At 37.7% G+C, this 15,216-nt stretch carries 16 protein-coding genes and 1 tRNA gene; 16 read left to right on the forward strand and 1 reads right to left on the reverse strand.

Annotated features, from left to right (window positions below):
• Positions 1-337 precede the first annotated feature (337 nt).
• The 14 genes from ACMGGO_RS03260 to ACMGGO_RS03325 all read left to right on the forward strand — a co-directional run bounded on the left by ACMGGO_RS03260 (position 338) and on the right by ACMGGO_RS03325 (position 12,880).
• Entirely contained in the window at positions 338-1,510 is a 1,173-nt protein-coding gene (locus ACMGGO_RS03260; RefSeq protein WP_048390842.1) for an ATP phosphoribosyltransferase regulatory subunit, read from the forward strand.
• Positions 1,503-2,138 carry an ATP phosphoribosyltransferase gene (gene hisG / locus ACMGGO_RS03265; protein ID WP_115673011.1) on the forward strand — a complete coding sequence of 212 codons (636 nt, stop codon included), beginning with the start codon at positions 1,503-1,505 and terminating at the stop codon, positions 2,136-2,138. The genes ACMGGO_RS03260 and hisG overlap by 8 nt, the downstream gene beginning before the upstream one ends.
• A gap of 42 nt (positions 2,139-2,180) precedes the next feature.
• Positions 2,181-3,455, forward strand: coding sequence for a histidinol dehydrogenase (gene hisD, locus ACMGGO_RS03270; RefSeq protein WP_259949820.1), 1,275 nt, complete (start codon positions 2,181-2,183; stop codon positions 3,453-3,455).
• Between the two features lie 4 nt (positions 3,456-3,459).
• Positions 3,460-4,059 carry an imidazoleglycerol-phosphate dehydratase HisB gene (gene hisB, locus ACMGGO_RS03275; RefSeq protein WP_004227994.1) on the forward strand — a complete coding sequence of 200 codons (600 nt, stop codon included), beginning with the start codon at positions 3,460-3,462 and terminating at the stop codon, positions 4,057-4,059.
• On the forward strand, positions 4,056-4,688 hold the full coding sequence (hisH, locus tag ACMGGO_RS03280; protein ID WP_048390850.1) for an imidazole glycerol phosphate synthase subunit HisH: 633 nt from the start codon (positions 4,056-4,058) through the stop codon (positions 4,686-4,688). Before hisB ends, hisH begins: the two co-directional genes overlap by 4 nt.
• Positions 4,682-5,443 carry an imidazole glycerol phosphate synthase subunit HisF gene (gene hisF, locus ACMGGO_RS03285; RefSeq protein ID WP_054549568.1) on the forward strand — a complete coding sequence of 254 codons (762 nt, stop codon included), beginning with the start codon at positions 4,682-4,684 and terminating at the stop codon, positions 5,441-5,443. Before hisH ends, hisF begins: the two co-directional genes overlap by 7 nt.
• Complete coding sequence (hisIE, locus tag ACMGGO_RS03290) at positions 5,440-6,057, forward strand: bifunctional phosphoribosyl-AMP cyclohydrolase/phosphoribosyl-ATP diphosphatase HisIE (RefSeq protein WP_048390853.1); 618 nt, start codon at positions 5,440-5,442, stop codon at positions 6,055-6,057. The genes hisF and hisIE overlap by 4 nt, the downstream gene beginning before the upstream one ends.
• A gap of 90 nt (positions 6,058-6,147) precedes the next feature.
• Positions 6,148-7,671, forward strand: a complete 1,524-nt coding sequence (locus tag ACMGGO_RS03295) for a tetratricopeptide repeat protein (protein WP_112116617.1) — start codon at positions 6,148-6,150, stop codon at positions 7,669-7,671.
• Between the two features lie 162 nt (positions 7,672-7,833).
• A complete protein-coding gene (trxB, locus tag ACMGGO_RS03300; RefSeq protein WP_054549567.1) occupies positions 7,834-8,778 on the forward strand; it encodes a thioredoxin-disulfide reductase in 945 nt (314 codons plus the stop codon).
• A gap of 348 nt (positions 8,779-9,126) precedes the next feature.
• Positions 9,127-9,594 carry an NUDIX hydrolase gene (locus ACMGGO_RS03305; RefSeq protein ID WP_048390859.1) on the forward strand — a complete coding sequence of 156 codons (468 nt, stop codon included), beginning with the start codon at positions 9,127-9,129 and terminating at the stop codon, positions 9,592-9,594.
• Between the two features lie 9 nt (positions 9,595-9,603).
• Positions 9,604-10,497, forward strand: coding sequence for an RNase adapter RapZ (rapZ, locus tag ACMGGO_RS03310; protein WP_054549566.1), 894 nt, complete (start codon positions 9,604-9,606; stop codon positions 10,495-10,497).
• Positions 10,498-10,501: 4 nt separating this feature from the next.
• Entirely contained in the window at positions 10,502-11,497 is a 996-nt protein-coding gene (locus ACMGGO_RS03315) for a gluconeogenesis factor YvcK family protein (RefSeq protein WP_054549565.1), read from the forward strand.
• A 65-nt stretch (positions 11,498-11,562) separates the two neighbouring features.
• Positions 11,563-12,510 (forward strand): DNA-binding protein WhiA, encoded by a 948-nt coding sequence (whiA, locus tag ACMGGO_RS03320; protein ID WP_004228019.1) that lies wholly within the window; start codon positions 11,563-11,565, stop codon positions 12,508-12,510.
• Positions 12,511-12,622: 112 nt separating this feature from the next.
• Entirely contained in the window at positions 12,623-12,880 is a 258-nt protein-coding gene (locus ACMGGO_RS03325; RefSeq protein ID WP_420281578.1) for an HPr family phosphocarrier protein, read from the forward strand.
• A 55-nt stretch (positions 12,881-12,935) separates the two neighbouring features.
• Here the strand turns inward: ACMGGO_RS03325 and clpP are convergent, their stop codons facing one another.
• Positions 12,936-13,526, reverse strand: a complete 591-nt coding sequence (gene clpP / locus ACMGGO_RS03330) for an ATP-dependent Clp endopeptidase proteolytic subunit ClpP (RefSeq protein WP_004228025.1) — start codon at positions 13,524-13,526, stop codon at positions 12,936-12,938.
• Positions 13,527-13,835: 309 nt separating this feature from the next.
• Here clpP and ACMGGO_RS03335 point away from each other — a divergent pair.
• Positions 13,836-13,910 (forward strand) — tRNA-Arg (locus ACMGGO_RS03335).
• Positions 13,911-14,409: 499 nt separating this feature from the next.
• Positions 14,410-15,207 (forward strand): basic amino acid ABC transporter substrate-binding protein, encoded by a 798-nt coding sequence (locus ACMGGO_RS03340; protein ID WP_004228033.1) that lies wholly within the window; start codon positions 14,410-14,412, stop codon positions 15,205-15,207.
• Positions 15,208-15,216: the final 9 nt, after the last annotated feature.

Here is a 15,216-nt window from a genome sequence, read left to right on the forward strand (position 1 = left end):
TATTGAAAACTCTTTATTTTTATCAATGATTTGTTAAGAGAGAATCATTATCAATTTTTAGCGAATACTTAAAGTGATTAAAAATTGGTTTGTCACAATTTAGACATATTCTCATTGTCACTAAAGTATTTTGTCAAATTATAAGTAAAATGAGTCATGCTTTTTTTGGAAGTCTTTGCAATTCAATGTGTATAATTAACAGAATAATAAGTATTTAAAGATTTCGATAATTAATAAGGATATCGTTGACTGTATTAATGAAATAAGTTAAAATTCTTTCATAATCTAATTCTCTAATACTCTAGTGAATTAAAGTGAAATGTGAGGAAGTGTCCATATGTCGTCGATAAAAATGTTTGAAAAGCCACTTGGAATGCGCGATACATTCCCGCAAATCTATGAGAAAGTTGAAGCAGTTAGACATGCGGGCAGAGACTTTTTATATAAAAGGGGTTATGAGTTTATTAAAACGCCTGCGGTGGAGTATTTCGATACAGTGGGGAAGGCTTCAGCGATTGCTGATGCTCATTTATTTAAGCTAGTGGATAGCCAAGGAAATACGTTAGTGCTGCGACCTGACATGACTACACCGATTGCTCGAGTAGCTACATCGAAGCTATTAAAGGAAATGATCCCACTACGTCTTGCCTATTTTGCAAGCGTTTTTCGAGCTCAGGAAGCAGAGGGAGGCAGGCCGGCTGAGTTTGATCAAATGGGGATTGAGTTAATAGGTGATCAATCAGTTTTTGCTGATGCAGAAGTTATTGTAACAGCAATGGAGCTATTAAAGCATTTTAAATTGGAAGAGTTTAAAATCACAATTGGACATGCTGGTATATTAAATTGCATTTTACAAGATTACACAGAGAGTATCGAACAGCAAACAACGCTTAGAACATTGCTTGTCCAACGAAATTACGTAGGGTTTGAAGAAGCAGTAGAGTCATTTGATCTGCCTAAAGCTAAATCCGATGCCCTCTTACAATTTATTGAAGAAGCCATGAATGTCAGAGATATACGAGATATTGAAAAATATGTCCGCAAAAATGATGCATTAGAATATATGCAACAACTTGCTCAACTACTTGAAATGGCTGATTTAGCTGATTATGTAGCTTTCGATTTCACACTTTCGAGTCATATGAGTTATTACACGGGTATGCTATTTGAAGTATTTGCTGTGGGAAGTGGCTTTTTATTAGGAAATGGTGGTCGTTATGATGGCTTGTTAGAAGTTTTTGGTTCAAAGGTTGGTGCTACAGGATTTAGTATTCGTGTGGATCGTTTATTAGAAACATTAAACGGGCAATCTGTGAAACGACAGGAAGCAACAGTTGTTCTTTTTGAAGAAGAACAATTTGAGGAAGCTTTACTAAAGGTTAAAAATTTACGAGCAGCAGGAAAATTAGCTACTTTGCAGTTACGTAGTAGTCTAGTCGATGAGGCGGCTTTTTTAGCATACTTTACAGAAGTGGTGGTAGTTGGACAGGAGGAAGTTGGCGGTGAATGAATTAACGATTGCAATGCCCAAAGGAAGAATCTTTGAAGAGGCATATCAAATGTTGTTAGAGGCAGGTTTTAATTTACCAGAAGAAGTAGAAATGTCACGTAAATTAATGATTGAAATACCAGAGGAAAAAATTCGCTTTATTTTATCAAAGCCAATGGATGTTCCTGTCTATGTTGAACATGGTGTTGCTGATATTGGTATTGCTGGTAAGGATGTTTTGTTAGAGCAACAGCGAGAAGTGCACGAATTACTTGATTTGAAAATTAGTAATTGCTATATCGCTTCTGCAGGCCTACCAAACACCCCCATGAATGAGATTGCGCCTAGAATTGCTACGAAATATCCGAATATTGCCATGAAGTACTACAAAGGCATTGGAGAGCAAGTGGAAATTATCGAGCTCAACGGTTCTATTGAATTAGCACCAATGATTGGCTTAGCTGATCGAATTGTCGATATTGTTTCTACAGGTCGTACATTAAAAGAGAATGGCTTAGTAGAATATGAATTTATTACGGCTGTCTCTTCTCGATTAATTGCAAACCCTGTAAGTTATCGTATGAAAGGTGAGCGTATTATTGATCTTGTGAGGCGGTTAAAGAAATGTGTAAATGAGCAGAAAAAGTAATCATTTGTAGCTACATATGAAGGACTAAAGGGGATTAATCCTATGAAAATAACAAAGCTTGAAAAAGGCATTTCCTTAAAAAGACCACTTGAAGGAGGAAATGAAGAACAAATAAAAGTTGTACGACAAGTGCTTTCGGATGTTAAGACACAGGGAGATGCGGCGTTACGCACCTATACTGAGCGATGGGATGGCTATGTCCCTAAAAATTTACGTGTCTCTGAAGAAGAAATACAAGAAGCAGTAAGTGAACTCGATCCTCAACTATATAAAGACTTAGCGGAAGCAGCAGAAAATATTCGTTTTTATCATGAACAACAGATACGTTCAGGGTATCACCTAGAACTGGGAGATGGTTCTTGGTTAGGCCAACGGGTAACAGCTTTAGATGCAGTAGGACTATATGTTCCAGGTGGTACAGCTGCCTACCCTTCATCAGTCTTGATGAATGTAATACCAGCGCAGGTTGCAGGGGTGAAACGTATTGTTATTACTTCACCTGCAGGGCCAAATGGGAAACTACCAGCAGGTGTACTTGTGGCGGCTCACCTTTTAGGGATTGATGAGATTTATAAAGTTGGTGGGGCACAAGCAATAGCTGCACTTGCCTATGGCACGGAAACAATTTCCCCAGTCGATAAAATAACAGGTCCAGGAAATATTTATGTGGCACTTGCCAAACGTGAGGTATTTGGAGAAGTAGCCATTGATATGATTGCGGGACCGAGTGAAATTGCTGTGCTGGCTGATGACACAGCCTATCCTGATGAAATTGCTGCAGACCTTTTATCACAAGCAGAGCATGATCCACTAGCTTGTTCAATTCTTGTCACAACCTCAGAGCAATTAGCCAAAAAAGTAGCTGAGGAAGTAGAGAAGCAGCTGCTGAACTTACCGCGTCAAGAAGTAGCTCGTGCTTCCATAGAGAAATTTGGGGTAATTTATGTAGCTGAAACATTGGCAGATGCAGTGGAAGCCATTAATTCATTAGCACCAGAGCATTTAGAAATTGTGATGGAAAATGAAGAGGCGTTAGTTGAGCAAATAAGACATGCTGGTGGTATTTTTATAGGTCGGTATAGTTCTGAGCCAGTTGGTGATTATTTTGCAGGGACCAATCATGTACTACCAACTAATAGTACGGCTCGTTTTGCGAGTGGCTTAAATGTTGATGATTTTGTGAAAAAATCAAGTATTGTTTACTATAGTGAAAAAACCTGGAGAGACAACGCACCAAAAATTGCACGTTTAGCGCGTATGGAAGGCTTAGAGGGCCATGCTCGTGCAGTGGAATCACGTGGATGGGAGAAGGAATAGGACGATGACAGAAAAGAAACGATATGCAAAGATAGAGCGTACAACGAATGAAACGCAAATTTCTGTAGCAATTGATTTAGATGGTGAAGGCAAGGCAGATATCCAAACAGGCGTGGGATTTATGGACCATATGCTTGACTTATTTATTAAGCATGGACTATTTAACGGCACAATACATGCAAATGGCGATACTTATATTGATGATCACCATACAACAGAGGACCTTGGTATTGTATTAGGACAGGCTGTTCGAGAAGCACTTGGTGATAAGAAAGGCATAAAACGCTATGGTAACGCCTTTGTACCGATGGATGACGCACTAGCTCAGGTAGTGGTCGATTGCTCGAATCGACCTCATCTAGAGTACCGTGTGCCAGCATTAAAAGAAAAAGTAGGAACGTTTGATACAGAATTAGTGCATGAATTTTTATGGAAATTTGCCCTTGAGGCAAGGATGAATGTTCATGTAATTGTACCTTATGGACAAAATACACATCACATTATTGAGGCAATTTTCAAAGCATTAGCACGTGCGATTGATGCCGCAGTGGAAATTGACCCGCGTGTTAAAGGCGTACCATCGACTAAGGGGCTGTTGACATGAAAATAGGTGTCATTGATTATGGAATGGGTAATTTATTTAGTGTGGAGCAGGCATTAAAAAGGCTAGGCTGTGAAGTTATTATAACTGCTGATGAGAAGGCATTAGATACAGCTGACGCACTTTTATTACCAGGGGTGGGTGCATTCCCTGATGCCAGAAAGCGTTTAGCTGAAACAAACTTAGATCAATATTTACAGAAGGCACAAAGAGAAAACCGTCCACTTTTAGGAATTTGTCTAGGTATGCAATTATTATTCGAGCAAAGTGATGAAGTAACCCCAACAAAAGGGCTAGGGTTTTTCAAGGGGTGTATTAAACGCTTTAGTGGTAGCCAAGAGGGCCAAGCATACAGAGTACCCCATATGGGGTGGAATGAACTAATTGTGACAAATCGTCCTGCATGGTTACACAATGAAGTATCAGCGAAGCATGTCTATTTTGTTCACTCCTTTTATGCAACAGATATCGTAGAATCAGAGCTTGTTGCCTATGCTGATTACTTCGGCATTCAAGTACCTGGTATTGTGATGAATGGTTCTGTGACTGGCATGCAATTTCACCCTGAAAAATCAGGGGAATTAGGTGTTTATTTATTAGAGCAATGGTTGGAAGGTGTGAAGGCATGCTAACAAAACGTATTATCCCATGTCTTGATGTGAAAGAAGGTCGTGTTGTAAAAGGTATACAATTTGTCTCTATCCGAGATGCAGGAGATCCCGTGGAGCTTGCGAAGTTCTATGATGAACAAGGAGCAGATGAGCTTGTATTTTTAGATATTTCTGCATCACATGAAGGTCGAGAAACGATGGTAGATGTCGTTCGTCAAACAGCGGCTACGCTTGCCATACCCTTTACTGTTGGCGGAGGTATTCGTACGTTGGATGATATGAAGCGTATTTTACGAGCAGGTGCTGATAAAGTTTCAGTGAATACATCCGCGCTGGAAAGACCTGCCCTTATACAGGAAGGCTCTGATTACTTTGGCGCACAATGCATTGTTGTAGCAATCGATGCTCGCTATAGTGAGGAAGATGGCACATGGATGGTTTATACACATGGTGGTCGCAACAAAACCCCTTGGTCAGCCATTGAGTGGGCCAAAGAGGCTGTACGCTTAGGAGCTGGTGAGATTTTATTAACAAGTATGAATCAAGATGGAGAAAAATCAGGCTTTGATTTAGCCTTAACCAAAGCAGTGCGTGAAGCTGTGACAGTCCCTGTGATTGCTAGTGGTGGAGCGGGACATGCCGAACATTTTTACGAAGTATTAGCACAAGAGGTAGATGCAGATGCTGCACTAGCAGCCTCTATCTTCCATTATAAAGAAACAAGTGTAGCGCAAGTAAAGGAATACTTACGTGAAAAAGGAGTGGCAGTAAGATGATAGAGAACATTCAATTTGATGAGAGAGGTCTTGTTACAGCTGTAGTACAAGATGCCAATACAAAAGAGGTATTAACAGTAGCTTACATGAATAAGGAGTCATTAGCTAAAACAATTGACTCAGGGGAAACTTGGTTTTATTCTCGTTCCCGTCAAGAGCTTTGGCATAAGGGAGCAACAAGTGGCCATACACAACAGGTGGTTTCAATCAAAGCGGATTGCGATCAAGATGCTTTAATAGTGGAGGTTCTACCGACAGGGCCAGCATGTCATAATGGGACAATTTCTTGCTTCACTGAGGTTATTCAGCAAAAAGAGAAGGTAGGCTCTGTGGACATCGTTTCTAAACTTGCTCGTGTCATCGAAAAGCGAGAGCAGGAAATGCCAGAAGGAGCGTACACTACATATTTATTTGATAAGGGCATTGATAAAATCTGTAAAAAGGTTGGGGAAGAAGCAACAGAGGTGGTCATTGGTGCCAAAAACCGAGATGCTGAGGAAGTAAAATGGGAGGCAGCTGATTTAATTTATCACCTACTCGTATTATTACAAGAACAAAAAGTAAGCATTTATGATGTTCTGCATGTGTTGGAAAAACGTCACGAGGAGAAATAACAGCATATTATTGATTGTGTGGTATAATAGGAGTTACTGTGTAAAGGAACGTAGAATACGTTCCTTATTTCTTGTTTCGGAGGAAATATATTGGAAAAGAAACGTCAAAATGAGACTCAATCGAATATAGTGTCGTTCATTCCAACAGGCGACTATTATTATAAGAAATCAATTCAAGCAATGAACAGTGGACAAATGAATAAAGCCTATAAATATTTACAGCGTGCGGTAGATTTAAGTCCCGACGATCCAATGATTATCTTGCAGTTAGCCATAGTAGAGTTAGAAGGTCAACGTTTTGAGGAAGCGTATGACCTACTTCGTCGCGCCTATCAAATTGATCCAGATAATCCAGAAATCATATTTTACATGGCAGAAGTATCAGGGTGTGTAGGCATCATGCATGATGCAAAACGCTTTGCAGAAGAATATTTAAAGCTAGAACCTGAGGGTGCTTATGCCGATGAAGCAGCAGAAATATTAGAGTTTGTCGCTTTTGAGCAAGATGATTTTGAAGAGCTTGAAGGCTCTGGTGAGGATTTATATCGTCAGGAGCAAGCTCGTCGTTGTATGGAAAAGGGAGATTTTCCTGAAGCTATTACTATTTTAGAAGATTTAATTGAAGATCGACCAGCATTTTGGTCAGCCTATAATAATCTAGCACTCGCTTATTTTTATGTTGGAGAAGAAGAGCAAGCAAAGGCTCTCTTGCATACAGTGCTACGTGAAAATAAGGGCAATCTACATGCATTATGCAATTTAACGGTAATTGCGTATTATGAAAAAAATGAAGATGATTTACAAGAACTGTTAAATGTTCTTGTTAAAATTCAACCCTATACTTGGGAGCATCGTTATAAACTTGGTGCTACCTTAGCCTTAATCGGCCAATATGAATTAGCCTATAAATGGTTGCGTAGCATGCAAAAGAGAGGCTATGTAGGAGATGCAGGATTTTACTTTTGGCTGTCACATGCTGCTTATTTCTCAGGACATGAGGAGATTTCGAAAAGTGCGTGGGATCAGCTTCTAGAGCTAGACCCAGACAAAGAGGGCTTCGAACCTTGGCGCCAACAAGAAAATGAATTTGGACTTGATGCATTGGAGCATGATCGTGATTTTATTGTTGAAAAATTAGAGAGCACTTATACGAGTGAACGCATTTTTGGTTTATTTTTACTGAAAGGTACAGCGCATAAGCAAGAAATTATCGCCCATCCGAAATGGATTAATATTGAACAATTAGGCTCTTTTGAAAAATTATTTTTAGCTTATGCACTTGGACATGAATTTGATAAGAAAAATAAAGTAGAAGCAAGCTTTTTACGATCAGTACAGGTCTCAGAAATTTTATTAGAACAATATGGAAAGCTATCATCATTAATTGTACCGCTGTTTCAAATGTGGTTTGTGCTATGTGAACAAGCTTTAATAGAAAATTATCGTTTTACAAATCCAACAGCAATTGCAGGAGCAAATGATTATTTATTCAGATCTTCACAAATGCTTAAAGTGACAAAAAAGGAAATTGCGCAGCAATATGGCGTTTCTGTATCTACTTTATCAAAGTATATTGACGAAATCTTAACGTTTTTGCCAAACAGTCATGATTAATGTGTGAGCAACATAGTTGAATAACTTTATACTTTCACATACGATGAACATACTAACGCTATCACCAATTTTTCCTTAGCGTCATTGATCTTCTTCTATAGATGACGTTAGATGTATTGGTTGAATGAAGATAAAAAGTATTCTGTTTAGGGGGAAGTATTTATGTCGGAAGAAAAAATTTATGATGTAGTAATTATTGGTGCAGGTCCTGCTGGGATGACTGCCGCTGTTTATACATCTCGTGCAAATTTGTCTACTTTAATGATTGAACGTGGCATTCCTGGTGGACAAATGGCAAACACAGAAGAAGTAGAAAACTACCCAGGTTTTGAGACAATTTTAGGACCAGAGCTTTCTACAAAAATGTTTGAGCATGCTAAAAAATTTGGTGCTGAATATGCCTATGGTGATGTAACGGAAATCATCGATGGAGAAGAATATAAAACAATTAAATCAGGTGCAAAAGAATATAAAACACGTGCCATTATTATCACCACTGGTGCTGAGTATAAAAAAATGGGTGTGCCTGGTGAAAAAGAGCTTGGTGGCCGTGGTGTCAGCTACTGTGCAGTATGTGATGGAGCATTCTTTAAACAAAAAAATCTAGTTGTCGTAGGTGGCGGAGATTCAGCTGTTGAAGAGGGTGTTTATTTAACTCGCTTTGCTGATAAAGTGACAATTGTCCACCGTCGTGATAAATTACGTGCACAAAAAATTCTCCAAGATCGTGCCTTTGCCAATGAAAAAATTGATTTCATTTGGAATGCAACTGTAAAAGAAATCAATGAAGCGAATGGTAAAGTTGGCAGTGTAACACTACAATCAACTGTCGATGGTACAGAATCTGAATTTGCTACAGATGGTGTTTTCGTCTATATAGGTATGCTTCCTTTAACGAAACCATTTGAGTCATTAGGTATTTTAAATGAGGCTGGCTATATTTTGACAAATGAAACGATGGAAACAAAAATCCCAGGTATCTTTGCAGCTGGAGATGTCCGTGAAAAATCACTTCGTCAAATTGTAACAGCAACTGGTGACGGTAGTATTGCCGCGCAAGCTGTTCAACATTATGTAGAAGAGCTATTAGAGAAAATTAATGCCTAATATGGCTATTTTAAGGAAAAAAATACAATTTTAATGTGCTTTTAATATTGCTGTAACTTGAATGACATATAAAAGGTGTATGATTAAAAATGTAATTAGCAATCCCCCTTTTATTTTGTTTAGTAGGTTGTTTCCGCCTCCAATAGGTGGGAGCAACCTACTTTTTTATGTGTAAAAAATCAAATAATAATATCACGATAAACGTAAATTTCGCCCAAGATGAAATGGTTATCTTTGAATAGAACTAAATTGTTAATTGTCTGCGTACAAGAGTTGTAAATGAGGACAAAACTTACAAGGTCTTGTTATAATGAAGAGTAGAATGCAAAAGTGATTAGAGGTGTGCCTATGCAAAGAATTGCAAATTTAATTGCCGTAAAAGACGGTAAAGTATTATTACTTCAGAAACCAAGACGAGGCTGGTATGTAGCTCCAGGAGGGAAAATGGAGAGTGGCGAGTCAATCTTCGAGGCTGCTATTCGAGAGTTTCAAGAAGAGACAAACGTCATACCTTTACATGTTCATTTAAAGGGTGTTTATACGATGATCATTAAAGAAAACAATGACGTAGTGGATGAATGGATGCTCTATACATTTGTTGCAAAGGATGTAGATGGAGTACCATTCGAAGAAACAAGAGAAGGCAAACTTGCATGGCACCCAGTAGAGGATTTAGCACATTTGCCAATGGCTGAAGGAGATCGAACTAATTTACAATTTGCTGTTTCGCAATCAGGCATTCAGTATGGCACGTTTGACTATACAACGAATTTTGAATTACTTCATCAGAAAATACAAATTTCAAAAGAACAATAAAGGAGTTGCATGACAGTGGTGGTTGAAGGCCAACAAAGTACACATGAATTGGTTATTATTACAGGAATGTCTGGGGCTGGGAAAACAGTAGCTATTCAAAGCTTTGAGGATTTAGGGTATTACTGTATTGATAATTTACCACCTGCGTTACTTACAACTTTTTTAACCTTATTAAGAGATTCTGGTAAAAACAGTACCCGAATTGCAGCAGTAATGGATATGCGCGGAGGCGACTTTTTTGATGCTCTAATTGGCGCATTAGACCATATACTAAAAGAAGGCGATATTGTTGCTCGTATTTTATTTTTAGATGCAGATGATGCCACATTAGTCAGACGGTATAAAGAAACGAGACGTGCACATCCATTAGCAGTGAATGGTTTACCTCTAGATGGAATTAAACAGGAACGAGTACTTTTATCTGAAGTAAAGGGTCGTGCCAATTTTGTTTATAACACATCTAACATGAAACCAAAGCAATTACGTGAAAAAATCGTAAAAGAATTTGCAAGTGAGGCAGATACTATTTTTACCGTTAACATTATGTCCTTTGGCTTTAAACATGGTATGCCGATTGATGCGGACTTAGTGTTTGATGTTCGTTTTCTTAAAAACCCATACTATGTGGAGGAGCTACGTCCAAAAACGGGTCTTCAAACAGAGGTATCTTCTTATGTGTTAGCGTTGGAAGATACGCAAATCCTTATACAAAAACTGACGGATTTATTAGACTTTATGATTCCTCTCTATCGACAAGAAGGTAAATCACAGCTTGTTATTGCTTTTGGTTGTACTGGGGGCCAGCATCGCTCCGTGACATTAGCAGAATTTTTTGGTGCATATTTTGCGGGCAAGGAAAATACGGTTATTACGCATCGTGATATTAATCGTAGAAAGGAATGAGTGAATGGGGAAAAAGCAAACAAAGCTTGTGGTAATTGGTGGTGGCACAGGGCTCTCCACGTTACTTCGCGGTCTGAAGCATCACCCATTTGATATTACTGCTATTGTAACAGTAGCAGATGATGGTGGATCTTCAGGTCGTTTACGTGATGATTACGATATCCCACCGCCTGGCGATGTACGTAATGTGATTGCAGCATTATCAGATATTGAGCCCCTTGTAGAGCAAATGTTTCAATACCGTTTTTCGGCATCTGAAGACTTACGAGGTCACTCCTTAGGGAATTTAATGCTTACAGCCCTTACTGATATTACTGGTGATTTCAATCATGCTATCAGTGAGATGGGAAAGGTTTTAAAAGTTCATGGTCGAGTTATTCCAGCAGCTAATAAAAAAATCACCTTACATGCTGTGCTTGAGGACGGTTCAATTATCGAGGGAGAATCAAAAATCCCGACAGCGACGAAACGCATTAATCGCGTTTTTTTAGTACCTGAAAATGTGCAACCGTTGCCAGAAGCTATTCGTGCAATACTTCGTGCAGACTATATTTTAATAGGACCAGGAAGCTTATATACAAGTATTATTCCGAATTTGCTTGTTAAGGAAATAGGTGAAGCAGTTGTTAAGGCTAAAGGAAGAAAAATATATGTTTGTAATTTAATGACACAAAAGGGTGAAACCATTTCCTATACAGCAGGCGATCATGTAACAGCCATACATAAGCATGTTGGCCATGATTTTATCGATTCCATTTTAGTAAATGATGAAGAACTCCCTAACCCTGTAAAAGAACTGTATAAAGAAGAAAGAGCGGAACCAGTAACATTTGACGTAGCAAAGCTTGAAAGTATGGGTTTAGAAGTTATCAAACGAGACATTGCTACAATTCGACCAGATGGAACGGTTCGACATAATGCTACAAATGTTGCAGAATGGCTGGTAGATTATGCTGATATTTACCATCAAAAAGTAAGAGGACCAATAATAGAAACATAATGGCTTTATTGTATATGGTAAGATGAACATATACATAGAAATCATGATTGAAAGGGGGGCGTGATATGTCTTTTGCTTCTGAAACAAAAAAAGAATTGACACAAATAGAAGCGGACAATCATTGTATGAAAGCAGAAGTTTCTGCCCTAATTCGTATGAATGGTTCATTATCCTTTGCAAATAAACAACTAAGCTTAGACGTGCAAACCGAAAACGCTGCAATTGCCAGAAGACTATATACGATTATGAAAAAATTGTATCCGTACAATGTTGAATTACTTGTTCGTAAGAAAATGCGATTGAAAAAAAATAATGTGTATATATGCCGTGTAAGAGAAGGAGCGCGTGAGCTATTAATTGATTTAGAAATCATCTCAGACGACTTTCAATTTAACCATACTATCTCAAGAAAGCTCATTCAAAAGAGCGGCCAAAAAAGAGCTTATTTAAGAGGAGCCTTTTTAGCAGGAGGTTCCGTCAATAATCCAGAAACATCGGCTTATCATTTAGAGGTTTATTCTTTATATAAAGAACATGGTGAGGCATTAATGGATTTAATGAATGAATTTGAACTCAATGCCAAAACAATTGAACGTAAAAAAGGCTTTGTAACTTACTTAAAAGAAGCAGAAAAAATTTCAGATTTTCTTAATATTGTTGGAGCGCATCAGGCCATGATGAAATTTGAAGATGTTCGGATTTTGCGAGATATGCGTAATAGTGTCAACCGTATTGTGAACTGTGAAACTGCCAATTTAAATAAAACCATTGGAGCAGCATTACGGCAGGTTGAGAATATTCGATTTATTGAAAATTCAATTGGTCTTGATCAACTACCAGAGAAGCTTCGTGAAATAGCACGTCTCCGTGTTGAATACCAAGATGTGACATTAAAAGAGCTTGGTGAAATGGTATCTAGTGGAACGGTTAGTAAATCAGGTGTTAACCATCGATTGAGAAAAATTGATGAGATTGCGGATGCATTAAGGCGTGGTGAAAAAATAGGTGGTTAAGTTATCATACTTTTCAGGTATGAATGTCATGCTAATCGCTTATTGTTCTTTTGCCAGTAAGTAAGGTAAGATAAAACTAATAGACGAACGGTAGTGAAGGGGAGTTTTGAGAATGATTGAGAGAAGAGTCCAGGTTAAATTAAAATTAGGACTACAAGCTAGACAAGCAGCACTATTTGTGCAAGAAGCAAATCGTTTTAGTGCTGATATCTTTCTAGAAAAAGATGAGAAAAAAGTAAATGCCAAATCCATTATGGGTGTTATGAGCTTAGCAGTTGCTAAAGGTACCGAAGTGATTTTAAGCAGTGAAGGTAACGATGCTGAGCAAGCGGTTACAGCATTGGCAACAATTATTGAAAATGAAGATTAACATTCATTAAATATAAAAGGCATCACAGAGCAATTCTGTGATGCCTTCTATTTTTTTATTTATTATCGCTACGGTGCATAATATGATCGATTAAACCGTATTCTTTTGCACGTTCAGCAGTCATGAAGTTATCACGATCTGTGTCTCTTGCAATGACTTCAAGTGGTTGACCAGTGCGTTCAGATAAAATGCCATTTAATTTTTCACGTAAGAATAGAATACGTTTAGCAGCAATTTCAATTTCTGTCGCTTGACCTTGTGCACCACCTAGTGGTTGGTGAATCATGACTTCAGCATTTGGTAAGGCAAAACGTTTACCAGGTTCTCCAGCTGCAAGTAGGAAAGCACCCATTGATGCAGCCATACCAATACAAATTGTTTGTACCTGTGGTTTAATGATTTGCATTGTGTCATAGATAGCCATACCAGCCGTAATGGATCCGCCAGGTGAGTTAATATAAAGAGAGATATCTTTATCTGGATCTTCTGCTTGTAGGAAAAGAAGCTGAGCGACAATGGAGTTAGCAACATTGTCATCAATAGCACTTCCTAAAAGGATAATACGGTCTTTAAGTAGACGTGAATAAATGTCATATGCACGCTCACCACGACTAGTTTGTTCAATAACTGTAGGAATTAAATTCATGTTAAATCCTCCTTAAAAAGCTAAATTCGAATACCTTTGCTGAAAATTTTCCTTTGTATTTCAGCTGTATCCTTATCATACACATTATAGTCAGGGAAGGTCAAATATTAACCCTGCTAAAGTGAAATTAAAAAAAATAAATTGTTTTTGCATTCTATGGTTGAATTATATAGGATAGGCTTGTATAATGATTAAGGTTATAAGGTTTAAAGTACAGGACACTATTTTGCAGGTATGCTTCAAAAATGAGGGTTATCTACATCATGCTTTTCGTAAGCCTAGAGTGAGTACTTTTTTTTTGTGTCTTTTGCCCTCGTGGTGTAATGGATAACACGTAAGATTCCGGTTCTTGCACTGGGGGTTCGATTCCCTCCGAGGGCGCCATTTTACTGATCAATTGATATACTGTTATAGCTCATCTCCTAATAAGTAGTTTAGCAGCCTGCTTACTGGAGATCGAGAGGAAGAATAAAGGGAATACTGTCCTAGTTGGCATTATTCCCCTATTTATTCCTTTCAAACCTTCAAAAAAGCAACAACTCCAAATTATTTTTTAGTGAACATACTGTACGTGAGACTAGTAATAGTCGAAAAAAAAGAATCCTATCTGAGGGGATTCTTTTTTTTTGCCTAAATTTATCGAAATTTGGCATGGTTCTTATTGTATATATATTAGTTTTAGGTTAATTTTCTTGTTATTTATACATGTTTTTTCAAATTATATGAATTTATTATAAATTTATATGAAAAAATATTTAATTTTATGCGAAAAGTTGTTGTCTAAATACTATAATGTTAATATAATTGACCTAATAGTCTAACATTTCCGAATTGCGAAAAATAATACGTAATTCGGAAAATTATCGAACTAGGGGGAAATACAATGAAAAAAACAGGTTGGATGTTACTGATGATTATTGCAGCTTTAACATTAGCACTTGCAGGTTGTGGTACAAAAGATGATGCATCTTCAGGTAGCTCATCTTCAGAAGATGGTGGAGATGGCAAAAAAGTTTACAAAGTAGGTACTGAGGCAACTTTTGCACCATTTGAATCTGTTGACGATTCGGGGAAAATTGTAGGGATTGATGTCGATATTCTACAAGCTATCGCAGATGAGATGGACTTTGAGGTTGAGTGGAATAATATTGGATGGGAGCCAGTGTTCCAAACAATTAAGAACGGTGAAACAGATATCGGTGCTTCTGGAATCACAATTACGGAAGAGCGTAAAGAATCATTTGATTTTACAGAACCGTATTATGAGTCTCAGTTATTAATTGTTGTGAAAGAAGATTCAAAGATTAAATCTCTTGATGAATTAAAAGATAAAAAAGTATCTGTACAAATCAATGCAACTGGTCATATGGCAGCGAAAAAGCTACAAGGGGAAGCAAGTACAAATATTATGGCGTTTGAAAGTCAGCCAATCGCTATCCAAGAGATGCTAAATGGTAATGTTGATGCAGCTATCGGAGATAATGCAGTAGTTTATGAATATATCAAAGCTCACCCAGATCAAAAACTAAAAGTAATTGAAGATGATGCATTCGAAAAAGAATACTATGGCTTCATGGTTCAAAAAGGGAATAAAGAATTGCTAGATAAATTAAACGAAGGTCTTAAAAAGATTAAAGAAAACGGTAAATTAAAAGAAATTACAGGCATTGATTTTCAATAAAAATGAATG

It is taken from the genome of Lysinibacillus sp. BNK-21, from assembly GCF_048684915.1.
Lineage (GTDB): Bacteria > Bacillota > Bacilli > Bacillales_A > Planococcaceae > Lysinibacillus > Lysinibacillus capsici.

What these genes read in the sequence shown, in the direction of transcription:
- hisD (WP_259949820.1), top strand. Translation starts at nt 2,181, where the DNA reads ATGAAAATAACAAAGCTTGAAAAAGGCATTTCCTTAAAAAGACCACTT.
- rapZ (WP_054549566.1), top strand. Translation starts at nt 9,604, where the DNA reads ATGACAGTGGTGGTTGAAGGCCAACAAAGTACACATGAATTGGTTATT.
- ACMGGO_RS03315 (WP_054549565.1), top strand. Translation starts at nt 10,502, where the DNA reads ATGGGGAAAAAGCAAACAAAGCTTGTGGTAATTGGTGGTGGCACAGGG.
- hisH (WP_048390850.1), top strand. Translation starts at nt 4,056, where the DNA reads ATGAAAATAGGTGTCATTGATTATGGAATGGGTAATTTATTTAGTGTG.
- whiA (WP_004228019.1), top strand. Translation starts at nt 11,563, where the DNA reads ATGTCTTTTGCTTCTGAAACAAAAAAAGAATTGACACAAATAGAAGCG.
- ACMGGO_RS03325 (WP_420281578.1), top strand. Translation starts at nt 12,623, where the DNA reads ATGATTGAGAGAAGAGTCCAGGTTAAATTAAAATTAGGACTACAAGCT.
- hisB (WP_004227994.1), top strand. Translation starts at nt 3,460, where the DNA reads ATGACAGAAAAGAAACGATATGCAAAGATAGAGCGTACAACGAATGAA.
- ACMGGO_RS03260 (WP_048390842.1), top strand. Translation starts at nt 338, where the DNA reads ATGTCGTCGATAAAAATGTTTGAAAAGCCACTTGGAATGCGCGATACA.
- hisIE (WP_048390853.1), top strand. Translation starts at nt 5,440, where the DNA reads ATGATAGAGAACATTCAATTTGATGAGAGAGGTCTTGTTACAGCTGTA.
- ACMGGO_RS03305 (WP_048390859.1), top strand. Translation starts at nt 9,127, where the DNA reads ATGCAAAGAATTGCAAATTTAATTGCCGTAAAAGACGGTAAAGTATTA.
- clpP (WP_004228025.1), bottom strand. Translation starts at nt 13,526, where the DNA reads ATGAATTTAATTCCTACAGTTATTGAACAAACTAGTCGTGGTGAGCGT.
- hisF (WP_054549568.1), top strand. Translation starts at nt 4,682, where the DNA reads ATGCTAACAAAACGTATTATCCCATGTCTTGATGTGAAAGAAGGTCGT.
- trxB (WP_054549567.1), top strand. Translation starts at nt 7,834, where the DNA reads ATGTCGGAAGAAAAAATTTATGATGTAGTAATTATTGGTGCAGGTCCT.
- ACMGGO_RS03340 (WP_004228033.1), top strand. Translation starts at nt 14,410, where the DNA reads ATGAAAAAAACAGGTTGGATGTTACTGATGATTATTGCAGCTTTAACA.